We start from the raw sequence: 13,475 nt of genomic DNA, 5'->3' as shown, positions 1-13,475 counted from the left end.
CCCGCATGAACCGCCTGCTCGTCCGCCTGAACATCGACCCATTCCTGCTGATGCTGCTGGGCACGGTGGCGCTGGCGACGGTGCTGCCGGCGCAGGGCGTGTGGGCGCGGGTCGCGGGCGGCGTGGCGGATGCGGGCATCGCGCTGCTATTCTTCCTCCATGGCGCCAAGCTCTCGCGCGAGGCGATTCTCGACGGCGCCAAGGCGTGGAAGCTGCACCTGACCGTCGGTGCGACGACCTTCTTGCTGTTCCCGATCATCGGCCTTGGCGTGCGGGCGATCCCCGGTATCGAGCCCTCGCTGGCGACGGGCGTGCTGTTCCTGACACTGTTGCCCTCCACCGTGCAGTCCTCGATTGCCTTCACCGCGATCGCCGGGGGCAATGTCGCAGCGGCGGTGGTCAGCGCCTCGTTCTCGAACCTTGCGGGCATCTTCATCACGCCGCTGCTGACGGCGCTGTTCATTACCGGCCGGAGCCAGGGGTTCTCGACGGACCCGATCATCGACATCTCGGTGCAGTTGCTGTTGCCGTTCCTGGCGGGGCATTTCCTGCGCCCGTGGATCGGCGGTTTCGTGACCCGCAACAAGAAGGTGCTGGGCTACGTCGACCGCAGCTCGATCCTGCTGGTGGTCTACACCGCGTTCGGCGCGGCGGTGCTCGAAGGGCTGTGGCACAAGGTGACGTTGGGCGAACTGGCGCTGATCGCGGCGATTTCGCTGGGCGTGCTGGCGGTGGTGATGGTGGTGTCGAGCTTCGTTGGAAAGGCCATGGGCTTCTCGCGCGAGGATCGGATCGTGCTGCTGTTCTGCGGCTCGAAGAAGAGCCTCGCGACCGGCGTGCCGCTGGCGGGCGTGCTGTTCCCGGCGGCGCAGGTGGGTGCGATCATCCTGCCGCTGATGTTCTTCCACCAAATCCAGCTGATGGTTTGCGCCGTGCTCGCGCGCCGGTTCGCGGCGGCGGAGGAAAAGGCGGCAGGCTGATCCGGCCGCCGCGTTTCGTCCCGTAACCTCTCGTCCCGTCACCTCTCGTCATTGCGAGCGTAGCGAAGCAATCCAGGGCGGTTTACGCGCCTCTGGATTGCTTCGCTACGCTCGCAATGACGAAGTAAGGGTAGCTGAATTCGCCCGGGCGATGGGCCGCATCTCGTCAATATAGATAGTGCGTACTATCAAATCAGCAGGGAGAGCCTGCCATGCACATCGAACCTGCCATCCTGCCCTATCTCGCCGACCTCGAAGGCGCGGTCGCGAACCTTGCGGATACCTGGCGGCCTGACGATCCGGCCTACCGTGCCGACGTCTACCGTCAGACCATGGCGAGCCTGTCCTATTCCTATTTCATGTACTTCCACGCCGATGCCGAACACCCGGACTGGGCGCCGCTGTGGAACCCGGTCTACACGCTCCAGCCCAACCCGGACGACATCTACACGCAGTCCCCGATCCGGGGCGACCTGACCTACCGCGTTTCCGGCAACCGGGGGACATGCCGCATCCTGTCGTTCACCACGCAGGCCGCGCTGTCGGGCACGGTGGACGCCATGCCGCGCCCCAATGGTCACAACGAGTGCGACACCAACGACCTCGGCATCGCTCTGGGCGAGGACTTCTCGATCATATTCAGCGCCGAGCGACCCGCCGGGTACGCGGGCCACTGGGCGCCGATCGACCGCTCCGCGCGCGGCATGTTCACCCGCTTTCGCATGTACGACTGGGAGCGCGAGGTGGACCCGGTGCTGTCGATCGAATGCCTCGACCCGGTGCCGCCCAAACCGCGGCTCGCGCCCGAGGAAATCCTGGGCCGCATCGGCGAGATGGCGAAGCTGCCGCGCCGCAAGACCGACCTCTACTACCCCATGCAGAACGGGGTGAAGGAGCGTGTCGGCTTCAACGTGTTCGAGCCGGTGCGCTATCCCGGCGCGCTGGTGAAGCAGACCTACTGGCCCGCCTGCTTCCAACTGGAAGACGACGAGGCGCTGATCATCGAGACCGAGATTCCCGCCCGCGCGCCCTACTGGAACGTGCAGCTCAACGACCCGTACTTCAACGCGCTGGAATATGTGTACCGCCTCAGCAGCACCAACGGCGCGATGGCGCGGCTGTCGAGCGACGGGAAGTTCCGCGCCGTCATCGCGCTGACCGATCCGGGGGTGCCCAACTGGCTCGACCCCGCAGGCTACAACGAAGGCGGCATCTACGGTCGCTGGTACGATTGCGACAGCGAGCCGGTGCCCACGATCACCCGCGTCAAACTGGCCGATCTGCGCTCCCATTTGCCCGAGGACACTCCCGTGGTCACCCCGGCCGAGCGCTCCGAGGAGATCCGCCGCCGCGTCGCCGCGTGCCAGCGGCGGCGGCGCTGGTGAGAGGCTGAGCGATGGACCTCGGCTACGATCCGCCCGAAACCTTCCGCCATGCGCTCGGCCAGTTGCACGATACCGTCATTGCCGAGACCGGTAGTGACGATTTCGGTCCGGCCGACTACCTGCCGGGCCTCACCGTGCTGTTGCAGTCGATGGACTACGACCCGCGCTTTTCCGAACAGGGCAGGCGCGCGGCATGGGGCATGGTCGTCGGCGTGCTGCGCGGGCGGGCGCAGGCCGTGGCGGCGATGAAGGCGAATCCCGGCTTCGATGCGGCACCGGTGCTGTCGCCGGTGGTCATCACCGGGGTGCCGCGCACAGGGACGACGGCGCTGCACCGGCTGCTCGCGGTCGATCCGCGCTTTCAGGGTCTGCAGACGTGGCTGCTCGACAGCCCGATGCCGCGCCCGCCGATGGCGCGCTGGGCGGAGTATCCGCAGTATCGCAAGACCCTCGCCGGGCTGGATGCGCAGTATACGGCGCTCCCCGATGCCAGGGCCGCGCATTTCCGCGCTGCCGAGGAGGTCCACGAATGCTGCATGCTGCTGCGGCAGTCGTTCGTCTCGAACTTGTGGTCGTGCGGGTGGTCGGCGGCGACTTACGATGCGTGGTGGCAGTGCCAGAGCGAGGCTGCGGCCTATTCCCACTTCGCGCGGTGTGTCCGGCTGATCGGCATGAATGATGCGGGCAAGCGCTGGCTGCTCAAGAACCCCGGCCATATCGCGCATCTCGACTTGCTGCTGGCGGTGTTCCCCGGCGCCCGCGTGATCCAGACTCACCGCGACCCGGGCAAGGCGGTGCCGAGCCTCGTCTCGCTGCTGATGAACATGAACGGGCTGATGGAGCCCGATCGCAAGCAGCAGCGCGCGGAAAACCTGCTGCGCCGCGAAGTCGCCAAGTGGGCCAATGCGGTGGAGAAGTGCGAGGCAGTGCGCGCGCGGTATCCGGGTCAGGTGCTCGACGTCGTCCACACCGATTTCCACGCCCGCCCGATGGAGACGGTGGAGGCGATCTATCGCTTCATCGGCATGGACATTCCCGAGGAAACCCGCGCCGCCTTGCAGCACCGGATCGAGGAGAAGCCCGAACTCAGCCACGGCGTCCACCGCTATTCCGTCACCGACTACGGTATGACCGCCGATGAGGCGCGCGAGCCGTTTCGCGCTTACATAGAGCGCTACGACCTGCTGGAGACGCGGGCATGAAGGCGGCGATCTATCCCGGCAGCGGCCGGCCGATCGTGATCGAGACTATCGCCGACCCCGAGCCCGGCCCTGGCGACCTGCTGATCCGCGTGGACCGCTGCGGCATCTGCGGCACCGACCTCGCCATGACCAGGGGCGGCGCGTGGGACTTCGGCGCCGGTGTCCAGTTCGGGCACGAGTTCGCCGGAACCGTGCTCGAGGTCGGCCGCGAGGTCGAGGGCTGGAAGGTCGGCGATCCGCTGGCGGTGCTGCCCTCGGTCGCCTGCGGGCAGTGCGAGACTTGCCGCGCGCACGGCAACAACGTGCTGTGCCGGGAGAGCCTCGCGCGGGCCTCGGTCGGCTTCGCGCAATACGCGCGGATACCGGCTAGCGTCGCCACTCCGCTGCCGAACACGCTCTCCATGGCCGACGGGGCGCTGATCGAACCCTTGGCGATCAGCCTCTACGGCACGCAGATGGCGCGAATCCGGCCGGGCGAGCGAGTGCTGGTGCTCGGCGGCGGGACGGTGGCGCTCTATGCGATCTGGTGGGCGCGGCGGCTGGGAGCGGGGCGGGTGACCGCGATGTCGCGCTCGTCGCGGCGGCGGGACTTGTGCCTGCAGATGGGGGCGGACGCCTTCGTCGCCTTCGGGGACAACGAGGCGGACGAAGTCGCCGAGGCGCTGGGCGGTGCACCGCAGGTGGTGCTGGAAGGCGTGGGCGCGCCGGGGATGCTTGGCCGCGCGGTCCAGCACGCGGCGCCGTTCGGGCGGATCGTCAGCCTGGGGTTCTGCACCGCGCCCGATCCGGTGATCCCGGCGATCGCGAGCTACAAGTGCGTGTCGATGCACTTCGCCGTCGGCTATTCCATGCGGGAGTTTCTTTTCATCGCCAACCTTCTGGGACGCGGCCATGTCCATGCCGATCCCAAGGCGATCGTCACCGACACCATCGCCTTGGAGCAGTTGCCTGCGATGTTCGAGACCCTGCGCGGCCCGAATGCGGAAACCAAGGTCCACGTGCGCTGCTGATACCCAGCTTCGTCATTGCGAGCGTAGCGAAGCAATCCAGGGCCGAGCAAACCGCCCTGGATTGCTTCGCTACGCTCGCAATGACGAAGCGGGATGCGGCCGCTAGGCCGGCACCGGTTCCCCCAACGCTTCCTCCACCTGCGGCTCCTTGCGCAGCATGAGCAGCAGCAGGGCGCCTGCGAATACCGACGTGCCCACCGTCACCAGGAACGTGTCGAAACTGCCGGTCCGCGCCAGCGTCCAGCTCAGCAGCGCTGCTCCCGAAGCGGCCGCCAGCGAGCACACCCCCGTCAGCAGCCCGAGCACACTGGAATAGATTCGCGTCCGGAAGTGCCGCGCGACGAGGAAGGCGAGGATATCCCCTTCCGCCCCCACCGCGAAGCCGAGGCTGAAGATCGCCGCGGTCACCACTGCCGGCGCGTCCCAGTTGCTCGCCAGCACGAACAGCCCGAGCCCCGGCAGCGCCAGCATCACGAACGACACCACCTGCGGCGCGAAGCGGTCGAGCGCCACCCCGGTCACGAAGCGGCCAAGCAGCATCCCCACCGCCAGCGCGGTGAACATGATCGAGGCGCCTTCGCCGCTGATCCCCTGATCGAGCACCAGCATCTTGAGCTGCACGAGAATCAGCGTCAGTGGCAGGTTGCACAAGTACATCGCGCCGAACAGAATCCAGAACGCCCGCTCGCCGAAGATCTCGGGATAGTCGTCGCGCGCGCGGCGCTTGGGCGCGGTGACGAGGGCCGCATGCGCTCGCCCGCTGGGGATGAGCAGGAACACGACGATGCCGGTGAGCACCGTGAACAGCGCCAGCATCCGGTACGTCGCCGACCAGCCGTGCGCCTCGACGAACTCGTTGATGACCGGCCCGCCGATCGCGGCGAACAGGGCCGGGCCGCAGGCGACGATCGCAAGGCCGAGGCCGCGCGCGTGCTCGACATGCTGCACCACGAGGCGGGTGTAGACCGTCGCGGTCGTCGTTACGCAAATGATGCTCTGGAAGATGAAGATCGCGAGATAGGCCTCGAACGAGCCGCCGATGAGGCTGAAGCCCAGCATCGTCAGCGGCATGGCGACGATCCCGATCAGCGCGGTCAGCTTGACGCCGAAGAGGTCGGCGAGGCGGCCGATGAAGGGCATCGACAGCGCCGTCAGCATCCCCAGCATGCCGGTCATCGCGAACTGCGCCTTGGACCACCCGGCATCGGCGACGAGCGAGGGCGCGATCGCGCTGGTGACGGTGCCGATGATCGACATGCCCGTACCCATGCCCAGCGTCGCCGCCAGCAGCGGGCGCCATGCGGCACCGATTTCCGATAGATAGCGCAAGGTCAGGTCTCTCCGGGGCGATTTTCGTTATGCCCGCCAGCTTGCCACCTGACCGGCCGGGGCAAAAGTGCAGGGCCGATGGGCATGGGCGATTTCACGCCGGGGCAATCGGAAATCGCCCGAGCGTTGGTTGTCGGTGCAGTCGTCATTGCGAGCGCAGCGAAGCAATCCAGCGCGGTTTACGCAGCCCTGGATTGCTTCGCTGCGCTCGCAATGACGAGCCTGAGGGAATTGACCAAGCGATTGCTTCAAATATATCTCGCAGCTATCCTCAGCCTCGCAGATGAAAGGGAGAAGAGGATGTTCGCGACGCAGGTATTCAAGGGTGTGCGGGTGCTGGAGCTGGCGCAGTTCGTCTTCGTACCGGCCGCAGGCGCGGTGATGGCGGACCTTGGCGCGGACGTGATCAAGGTCGAGATGACCGAGGGCGACCCGTACCGCCGCCTAAAGATCACCGACGGGCGCCAGACCGCTTCGGCCAACCTCGCGATGGAGCTGAACAACCGGAACAAACGCTCGGTGGCAATCGACCTCAAGACCGCGGAAGGGCGCGAATTGCTGCTGCGGCTGGTCGAGACCGCCGACGTGTTCCTCACCTCGATCCGCCCGGCGGCGCTGCGGCGGCTGGGGCTGACGCTCGACGTGCTGCGCGCGCGCAACCCGCGTATCATCTACGCTCACGGCAACGGGCTCGGCTTCCGGGGCGAGCAGGCGGACCGTGCGGGCTACGATGCCTCGTGCTTCTGGGCACGGGGTGGTTTCGGGCACATGCTTTCGGTGCCGGGGCAGCGGCCGACGCGACCGCGCCCGGCGCTGGGCGATCACGCGGGCGCGATGAACGTCGCCTTCGGGATCGCCAGCGCCCTGTTCCATCGCGAGCGCACCGGGGAGGCGACGAGCGTGGAAGTCTCGCTGCTGTCCTCGGCGATGTGGATCCTCTCGGCCGACGTGACGATGGGGGCGGCCCTCTCGGACGAGCAACTGGCGAAGCTGGCGAACCCCGGCCGCCATGCCCTGACCAGCGCCTACCAGACGGCCGATGGGCGCTACCTGCAACTCATGTTCCTCGATCCCGAGCGCTACTGGCCCGAACTGTGCCGCCGCCTCGATCGCGAGATACTGCTGCAGGACGCCCGCTTCGCTTCGGTCGAGAGCCGGGTGGAGCATGGGGAGGCGCTGCTGGAAGCGCTGGACGAGGCCTTCGCCGCGCGGACCCTCGACGAATGGCGCGGCGTGTTCGCGGATTGGGATGCGCCGTGGGAGGTCGTGCAGAACTTGCGCGAACTCGTCACCGATCCGCAGGGGGCGGCGAATGATTCGCTTTTCGATGTGGTGGTGGAGGACGGTACCCCGGTCACCGTGGTCTCGGGGCCGGTGTCGTTCGGGGGTAGTCCGCTGCCGCCCGCGCCGCGCCGTGCGCCGACGATGGGGCAGGATACCGCGCAAATCCTTGCCGAACTGGGCCTGTCCGATGCGCAGATCGAGGGCTGGGCGCAGAGCGGTGTGGTGGCCGGAATCGCCCGAGGCTGAAGGCCGCTTTGCCGCCCTCCTAGGTGAATCACCGGGGAGGGCGTTGGAAGGCTGGGCAACCCTGTCTTGGTAAACGATTGCCATGAGCAACGTTCACCATGCCCGCGGCGCTCGCCGCCTCCGCCCGCTTGCCGCAGGGGTCGCCCTTGCCGCAGGTATCGTCCTCGCGCCCCAGGCCGCGTCCGCCGCGACCGTGACCGACACCATCACGGTGACGGCCAACGTGCAGTCGGCCTGCGTCGTCGCCGCCAGCCCGCTGGCTTTCGGCAACTACAACCCGACGTCGTCCTCGAACGTCGATGCGACCACCACCGTCAACGTCACCTGCACGCAGGGCACTCCCTACAACGTCGGCCTCAATGCGGGCACGACGACCGGCGGCACGACCACCGTGCGCAAGCTCAATTCCTCCGGGCATACCCTCAACTACGCGCTCTATTCCGATTCCGGCCGCACCACGAACTGGGGCAACACCGTCAATACCGACACCGTCGCGGGCACTGCCGGGACTTCCGCCACCGCCTACACCGTCTACGGCCGCATCCCCGGCAGCCAGAACACCACGGCGGGCGCCTACACCGACTCGGTGACCGTCACGGTGACCTACTGATGACCTTTCGGCGCGCTCCGGTACTGCTGGCGGCCCTGTTCGTTGCCATGTGGGGCGGCTTTGCCGCCCCGGCGCGGGCGGGTTCGCTCAGCGTGATGCCGGTGCGCGTCGATGTACCTTCGGGCCGCCGCTTCTGCTCGCTGACGCTGGGCAACGATTCCGACCGCGCGGTGACCGTGCAGGTGCGCGGCTTCGCATGGAGCCGCGACGAGGGCGGTGCCGACATTCTCGATCCCGATACCGACTTCGTCGTCAATCCGCCGATCGCGACGATTGCGCCGCACGGCACGCGGCTGGTGCGCTGCAGCCTGCCCGCCGATGCAGGGGCGCAGGCGGAAAGGCAGTGGCGCCTGATCGTCGACGAACTTCCCGATCCAACCCAGGCCCAGCCGGGCGTCGTGCAGACGCTACTGCGCCTCTCGGTCCCGGTGTTCCGGGGCGCCGAGGGCGTGGCGCCACAGTTCACCGCCTCCATCTCGCCGCTGGGGCTGCGCCTTGCCAATACGGGCAGCGGGCACGCCCGGATCGTGGCGCTCACCCTGCAAGGTGCTGGCGAGGCGGTCACGCTGGACAAGCCGTTCTACCTCCTTGCCGGAGGTGCGCAGCTGATCCCGGCCGAGCGCCTGCCGCGCGGTCTGTTCTCCATCCACGTGCGTGCCGAGGAGGGCGAGTATACTGTCGCCCTCCCTGCGCCGTGAGCTGATGGTCGCCTCCGGTGAAGCGCATCTCCCGCCGCCTTGCGGCAGCCCTTTCGGCTGCGCTTGCCCTGTCGCCTGCGATCGCTGCCGGGACTGCCCGCGCGCAGTCTGCGGTCGAGGCGGCGCCCATGCCGGTCGGTGTCGTCCTCAACGGGCGGGCCCTTACCGAGCCTGGCCTGCTCATCGTGCATGACGGCCACCTCCTCGCGCGGCGCAGCGACATCGAGAGCTGGGGCCTCGCCGCCCATTCCATGACCGCGTCCGAGACGCTGGGCGGCGAAAGCTACGTCGCGCTGGACCGCGTGAAGGGTCTTGTCGCGCGGCTCGACGCGGACGGGGCGACACTGCTGGTCGATGCCGACGTCAGCCTGTTTCCGCGCTACACGTTCGATCCCGGCCGCCATGTCATGCCGCTGGCGCAGACGATCCCGGCGCAGTTCCTCGATTACGACCTGACGCTGTCCGACTGGAACGGTCACGCGCGGCTTGGCGGTTTCGTCGATGCGGGCGTTTCCGGACCTTGGGGCGTCGCCGACTCCAGCTTTCTCGTCGACAGCGACCGGGGAGGCGTCGTGCGGCTGGATACCGCGCTGCGCCGGGACTTTCCTCAGCAGCGGATGCGGCTGGTGCTGGGCGACACCGTCGGCACCGGCGCGCCGTGGAGCCGTCCGGTACGCTATGGCGGGGTGTTCCTCGGCACCGATTTCTCGCTCGATCCGCAGAGCATCAACTTCCCGCTTCCGGTGATCTCCGGGAGCGCGCTGACGGCTTCGACCGTTGAACTTATGGCGCAATCGTCGCGCCAGTCGATGGACGTCGGGCCGGGCGCCTTCGACCTCACCCTCCAGCCGCGCCTCACCGGGGCGGGGCAAGTGACGATGAGCGTGCGTGACCTTGCGGGCAATACCCGGCAGGTGACGCGCAGCTTCTATGCGAGCCCGAGCCTGCTGCGCCCCGGCCTGTCCGAATTCGCGATCGAGGCGGGCGCGCTGCGGAGGCGCTTCGGCTTCGACAGCTTCGTCTATGGCCCTCTGTTCGCGGCGGCTGGACTGCGGCGCGGGATCACCAATGCGCTGACCCTCGAAGGGCGCGTGGAGGTCAGCGGCCGCACGCGCATGGCGGGCCTTGGCGCGGCGATGGTGCTGGGCGCGGTGGGCGAGGTCTCGCTCGCGGGGGCGGTGTCGCAGGGAACGGCGGGGACCGGGGCGCTGGTGCGCGCGCAAATGCAGCGCGTCACGCCGGTCTATACCTTCACCGCCAGCTACGAGCGCGCCGACGCGCAGTTCCGGCAGGTGAGCGAGGGCCGCTTCAACGGCGGCGGGCGCAGCGAGTTGGCGGTTGCGGGAGGGCTTTCGCTCGGACGGATCGGCAGCCTCAACGCCAGCTATGCGCGGCTGACGCAGGGTATCGGCGGGGAAGGACAAACCCGCTACGATCTCGCCTCGGCCTACTACACGGCGAACCTGCGCGGCGGCTATCTCTCGGCGGGCGTGCAGTACACCGCCTATCGCGCGGGGCGGCGCGACGCGGGGCTGTTCGGCTCGCTGACCATTCCGCTGGGGCCGCGCCGCAATGTCTCGGTGATCGCCGAGCCGGGCCGTGCGGCCGCGACTTTCACGCAGAACCTGCCCGACCGCAGCGGCTTCGGCGCGCGGGCGCTGGCCGGGCGCGATAGCGGCGCGGCATGGCTGGAGGGCGGGCTCGGCTATCGCAGCGGCGCAGGCGACATCCGCCTCGACGCGGCGCAGCGGCGTGGGCAGCAGGGCGTGCAGCTCAACGTGCGCGGCGGCCTGCTCAGGGTGGACGGAACGCTCGTCGCCAGCCAGCACATTGACGACGGCTTCGCGCTGGTCGACGTGGCCAGCGACGCCCCGGTGACCGTCACCGTCGAGAACCGCCCGAGGCCGACCAAGGCAGGACGCGGGCGCGGCGTGATCGTCACCGGCCTCCAGCCTTATGCCGAGAACCACATCGGCATCGACGCCGCCGAAGTGCCGATCGCGGACGACCTCGACACCGCGCAGCAGGTCGTCGCGCCGGGCTGGCGGCAGGCGGTGCGGGTGCGCTTCGGCACCGTGGGCGGGCAGGGCGTGCGGCTGCGGGTGCTCGATACGCAGGGAATTCCGCTCCAGACCGGATCGAGCATCGCTTGGGCAGGCGGGGTCGGCGTCGTAGGCTACGACGGGGAAGTCTGGCTCGAAGGTTATCGCGGCGGTGCGGGCACGCTCAGCGTCTCGGGTGCGGGCGGGACGTGCCTGGCGCCGATCCCGGCGCTGGGCGAGGACGCGCGGCTTGCGGCAACGCCGGTCACTTGCGTGCGCGGGAACGAAAGGACGTGACGATGCGGCTTGCCACTCGGTCCATCGCGGCGCTGGGGGGGCTGGCGTGCGGGCTCATGCCCATTGCGGCGGCGGACGCGGCGGGGTGCCTCGTGTGCATCTGCTCGGTCTCGACCACCAATCTCAGCTTCGGGACGTACAACCCGGCCGCTTCCTCGCCGACCACGGCGACGGCGACGGTCACCGCCAACTGCATCTCGGTCAGCGTGCCGATGAACGCGACGGTCGATCTTGCGCTGAGTGCGGGCACGTCGGGCAACGCGGCGGCGCGGCAGATGGCGAACGGGGCCGCGCGGCTGAACTACAACATCTATCAGGACGCAGGCTATGCGACGGTTTGGGGGAATAACAGCAATGGCGGCTCCTCACAGTCGATGCTGATCAACAACCTGCTGAATTTCAACGCGGCCAAGACGGCCTATGGGCGGATTCCGGCGGGGCAGTACGCGAAGACGGGGGGCTATTCGGACCCGGTCGTGGTGACGTTCACGTTTTGACGTGAGGCCTTGGTCGTCATTGCGAGCGCAGCGAAGCAATCCAGGGCGGCCTAAGACTGCCCTGGATTGCTTCGCTGCGCTCGCAATGACGAATGTATAGGGCGTCAGGCGTCCTCAGAAGATCGGCCACGACTTCCAGATGCTGAACACGCTGGTGGCGATCAGCACCACCGAGACGGCCGCGAGCAGCGTGCGCGGCTTGATGCGCTTGGCGAAGAGGGCGCCGAAGGGTGCCGCCACGACGCCGCCGATGATCAGGCCGACCGTCGCCACCGTGAAGGCCGAAAGCCCGATGGTGGAGATGAACGCGATCGAGATCGAGGTGGTCAGCAGGAATTCGGCGGTGTTGACGGTGCCGATCGTCTTGGCCGGCTCGCCGCCCTGCACCAGCAGGTTGGAGGTGACAACCGGCCCCCAGCCGCCGCCGCCCGCCGCGTCGAGGAAGCCGCCCGCCAGCGCCAGAGGGGCGGTGTACTTGGGGTCCGCGAAGCTCGGCTTGCGCATGCGGATGGCGCGGAACATCAGGTAGATGCCGATGCCGGTGAGGTAGATCATGACGTAGGGCTTGGCCACCGAGGCGTCGATGCTCGACAGCAGGTAGGCACCGGCGACGCCGCCGATGATGCCGGTCGGCACCAGCCGCAGGAACAGGCCCCAGTTCACGTTGCGGTGCAGGATATGGCTGATGCCCGAGGTGCCGGTGGTGAACAGCTCGACCAGGTGGACGCTGGCCGAGGCCGCTGCCGGAGGAACACCGACCACGCTGACCAGCAGCGTCTGGGTGATCACTCCGAAGGCCATGCCAAGCGCGCCGTCGACGATCTGCGCGGCGAAACCGATGGCGATGAAGGGAGCGATTTCGGCCAGTGTCGGCAGCGAATCGAGCATTCTTACTCCTCCTGGGGTGCAGGTTGGATCTGGTCGCGGCCTGTTGGCCCCATCTACTGGCCCATCTACTGGCTAGGCGAATGCCGCGCGGATGGGAACCACGCGGATCAATCTCCAGGCAGAAGCCGCCCGGTCGTCCGGTGTGCTCGGCTTCGCCAGGTCGGGTCGATCAGTGGTTGAAGCGGCGGCGCTCGGTGACGTCGACCTGCATCAGCTTGCCGTCGTGGACGGTCAACTGGATCACGCCGAAGCGCAGGCGTTGCAGCGCCTCGATCACGTGCTGGACGCCTTCGTTGAGCAGCGGGTGTTCGGTTGCGGTCGCATCGGCGGGCTTGGCAATTCGCATGCGCATCTCCTCTCGCAGCGGGGCGGATGCGGGCTTGGTATTCTCTATCGTAAAAGTTGACAATGGGGTCGCGGGAGAAGGTTTGCTTTCAGCCGCTAAAGCTCAGACGTCCTCGACCGCTTCCAGCCCTTCGGCGGCGGGCACGGGGTCGATCTTGTCCGACAGCCGCATCCCGTCGAGGAGGCCCGCAGTGGCGTCGCGGACCTGCAGCATCAGCGCGCGGGTGCGGCAGTCCTTTTCCTCGACGCAGTTCTTGCAGGTCTCGTGCGCGAAGCGGCTGGCGCAGGGCACCAGAGCCAGCGAGCCGCGCATCACGCGGATGAGATCGCCATAGGTGATGTCGATCGGGGGCACGCCCAGCCAGTAACCGCCGTCCTTGCCGCGCTGCGAGGCGACGATGCCGTAGCGCGACAGTTCGGACAGGATGACGGTGAGAAACTTGGCCGGGATGTTCTGGGTCTCGGCGATGTCGGTCAGCGGGATCGGACCCTGGCCGTACTTGTCCGCGAGGTGCTGCATGGCCCGGATCGCATAGCGTGTTTTTTGCGAAAGCATCGGTGCAATTCTCGCGAGGACTTCGAAGGGTTGTCTTGGCTCCATTGGCGTGGGTGCGTCAACCCGTGGCGTCCTTGCGGCGGCTCCGACACGGTGGATTACTGAT

The 13,475-nt window shown here is 67.9% G+C and carries 13 protein-coding genes; 9 read left to right on the top strand and 4 right to left on the bottom strand.

All coding sequences use genetic code 11. The features are described from left to right. Window positions 1-5: 5 nt before the first annotated feature. The 4 genes from QRN25_RS14750 (at window position 6) to QRN25_RS14735 (ending at window position 4,577) form a co-directional block, all read left to right on the top strand. The gene (locus QRN25_RS14750) at window positions 6-980 is read left to right on the top strand and encodes a bile acid:sodium symporter family protein (protein WP_285020089.1); all 975 of its coding nucleotides are present in this window, start codon (window positions 6-8) and stop codon (window positions 978-980) included. 212 nt (window positions 981-1,192) lie between these two features. Continuing rightward, window positions 1,193-2,365, top strand: a complete 1,173-nt coding sequence (locus QRN25_RS14745) for a hypothetical protein (RefSeq protein WP_285020088.1) — start codon at window positions 1,193-1,195, stop codon at window positions 2,363-2,365. Window positions 2,366-2,376: 11 nt separating this feature from the next. Continuing rightward, a complete protein-coding gene (locus QRN25_RS14740) occupies window positions 2,377-3,567 on the top strand; it encodes a sulfotransferase family protein (RefSeq protein WP_285020087.1) in 1,191 nt (396 codons plus the stop codon). After that, on the top strand, window positions 3,564-4,577 hold the full coding sequence (locus QRN25_RS14735) for an alcohol dehydrogenase catalytic domain-containing protein (RefSeq protein ID WP_285020086.1): 1,014 nt from the start codon (window positions 3,564-3,566) through the stop codon (window positions 4,575-4,577). The genes QRN25_RS14740 and QRN25_RS14735 overlap by 4 nt, the downstream gene beginning before the upstream one ends. A gap of 102 nt (window positions 4,578-4,679) precedes the next feature. Here the strand turns inward: QRN25_RS14735 and QRN25_RS14730 are convergent, their stop codons facing one another. Beyond that, on the bottom strand, window positions 4,680-5,906 hold the full coding sequence (locus QRN25_RS14730; protein WP_285020085.1) for an MFS transporter: 1,227 nt from the start codon (window positions 5,904-5,906) through the stop codon (window positions 4,680-4,682). 300 nt (window positions 5,907-6,206) lie between these two features. On the opposite strand from QRN25_RS14730, the gene QRN25_RS14725 reads away from it, so the two are divergent. The 5 genes from QRN25_RS14725 (at window position 6,207) to QRN25_RS14705 (ending at window position 11,580) form a co-directional block, all read left to right on the top strand. Further along, complete coding sequence (locus QRN25_RS14725) at window positions 6,207-7,436, top strand: CaiB/BaiF CoA transferase family protein (RefSeq protein WP_285020084.1); 1,230 nt, start codon at window positions 6,207-6,209, stop codon at window positions 7,434-7,436. An 82-nt stretch (window positions 7,437-7,518) separates the two neighbouring features. Continuing rightward, window positions 7,519-8,046, top strand: coding sequence for a Csu type fimbrial protein (locus tag QRN25_RS14720; RefSeq protein WP_285020083.1), 528 nt, complete (start codon window positions 7,519-7,521; stop codon window positions 8,044-8,046). Beyond that, window positions 8,046-8,744, top strand: a complete 699-nt coding sequence (locus QRN25_RS14715) for a fimbrial biogenesis chaperone (protein WP_285020082.1) — start codon at window positions 8,046-8,048, stop codon at window positions 8,742-8,744. Before QRN25_RS14720 ends, QRN25_RS14715 begins: the two co-directional genes overlap by 1 nt. A 17-nt stretch (window positions 8,745-8,761) precedes the next feature. Continuing rightward, window positions 8,762-11,083: a fimbria/pilus outer membrane usher protein gene (locus QRN25_RS14710; RefSeq protein WP_285020081.1), complete on the top strand. Its 2,322-nt coding sequence runs from the start codon at window positions 8,762-8,764 to the stop codon at window positions 11,081-11,083. A 2-nt stretch (window positions 11,084-11,085) separates the two neighbouring features. After that, on the top strand, window positions 11,086-11,580 hold the full coding sequence (locus QRN25_RS14705; protein WP_285020080.1) for a Csu type fimbrial protein: 495 nt from the start codon (window positions 11,086-11,088) through the stop codon (window positions 11,578-11,580). Between the two features lie 114 nt (window positions 11,581-11,694). Here QRN25_RS14705 and QRN25_RS14700 read toward each other — a convergent pair whose 3' ends face one another. From QRN25_RS14700 to QRN25_RS14690, 3 genes are all read right to left on the bottom strand, one after another. Beyond that, window positions 11,695-12,468 (bottom strand): sulfite exporter TauE/SafE family protein, encoded by a 774-nt coding sequence (locus QRN25_RS14700; RefSeq protein ID WP_008830177.1) that lies wholly within the window; start codon window positions 12,466-12,468, stop codon window positions 11,695-11,697. A gap of 169 nt (window positions 12,469-12,637) precedes the next feature. Continuing rightward, window positions 12,638-12,814, bottom strand: coding sequence for a YezD family protein (locus QRN25_RS14695; RefSeq protein ID WP_008830176.1), 177 nt, complete (start codon window positions 12,812-12,814; stop codon window positions 12,638-12,640). Between the two features lie 102 nt (window positions 12,815-12,916). Beyond that, entirely contained in the window at window positions 12,917-13,369 is a 453-nt protein-coding gene (locus tag QRN25_RS14690; protein WP_008830175.1) for an RrF2 family transcriptional regulator, read from the bottom strand. Window positions 13,370-13,475 lie beyond the last annotated feature (106 nt).

The organism is Novosphingobium sp. fls2-241-R2A-195, from assembly GCF_030209485.1.
GTDB lineage: Bacteria > Pseudomonadota > Alphaproteobacteria > Sphingomonadales > Sphingomonadaceae > Novosphingobium > Novosphingobium resinovorum.
Note: the sequence above shows the minus strand (reverse complement) of the source record. Positions and strands in the feature narration are given on the sequence as shown.

What these genes read in the sequence shown, in the direction of transcription:
- QRN25_RS14750 (WP_285020089.1), top strand. Translation starts at nt 6, where the DNA reads ATGAACCGCCTGCTCGTCCGCCTGAACATCGACCCATTCCTGCTGATG.
- QRN25_RS14745 (WP_285020088.1), top strand. Translation starts at nt 1,193, where the DNA reads ATGCACATCGAACCTGCCATCCTGCCCTATCTCGCCGACCTCGAAGGC.
- QRN25_RS14740 (WP_285020087.1), top strand. Translation starts at nt 2,377, where the DNA reads ATGGACCTCGGCTACGATCCGCCCGAAACCTTCCGCCATGCGCTCGGC.
- QRN25_RS14735 (WP_285020086.1), top strand. Translation starts at nt 3,564, where the DNA reads ATGAAGGCGGCGATCTATCCCGGCAGCGGCCGGCCGATCGTGATCGAG.
- QRN25_RS14725 (WP_285020084.1), top strand. Translation starts at nt 6,207, where the DNA reads ATGTTCGCGACGCAGGTATTCAAGGGTGTGCGGGTGCTGGAGCTGGCG.
- QRN25_RS14720 (WP_285020083.1), top strand. Translation starts at nt 7,519, where the DNA reads ATGAGCAACGTTCACCATGCCCGCGGCGCTCGCCGCCTCCGCCCGCTT.
- QRN25_RS14715 (WP_285020082.1), top strand. Translation starts at nt 8,046, where the DNA reads ATGACCTTTCGGCGCGCTCCGGTACTGCTGGCGGCCCTGTTCGTTGCC.
- QRN25_RS14705 (WP_285020080.1), top strand. Translation starts at nt 11,086, where the DNA reads ATGCGGCTTGCCACTCGGTCCATCGCGGCGCTGGGGGGGCTGGCGTGC.
- QRN25_RS14700 (WP_008830177.1), bottom strand. Translation starts at nt 12,468, where the DNA reads ATGCTCGATTCGCTGCCGACACTGGCCGAAATCGCTCCCTTCATCGCC.
- QRN25_RS14695 (WP_008830176.1), bottom strand. Translation starts at nt 12,814, where the DNA reads ATGCGAATTGCCAAGCCCGCCGATGCGACCGCAACCGAACACCCGCTG.
- QRN25_RS14690 (WP_008830175.1), bottom strand. Translation starts at nt 13,369, where the DNA reads ATGCTTTCGCAAAAAACACGCTATGCGATCCGGGCCATGCAGCACCTC.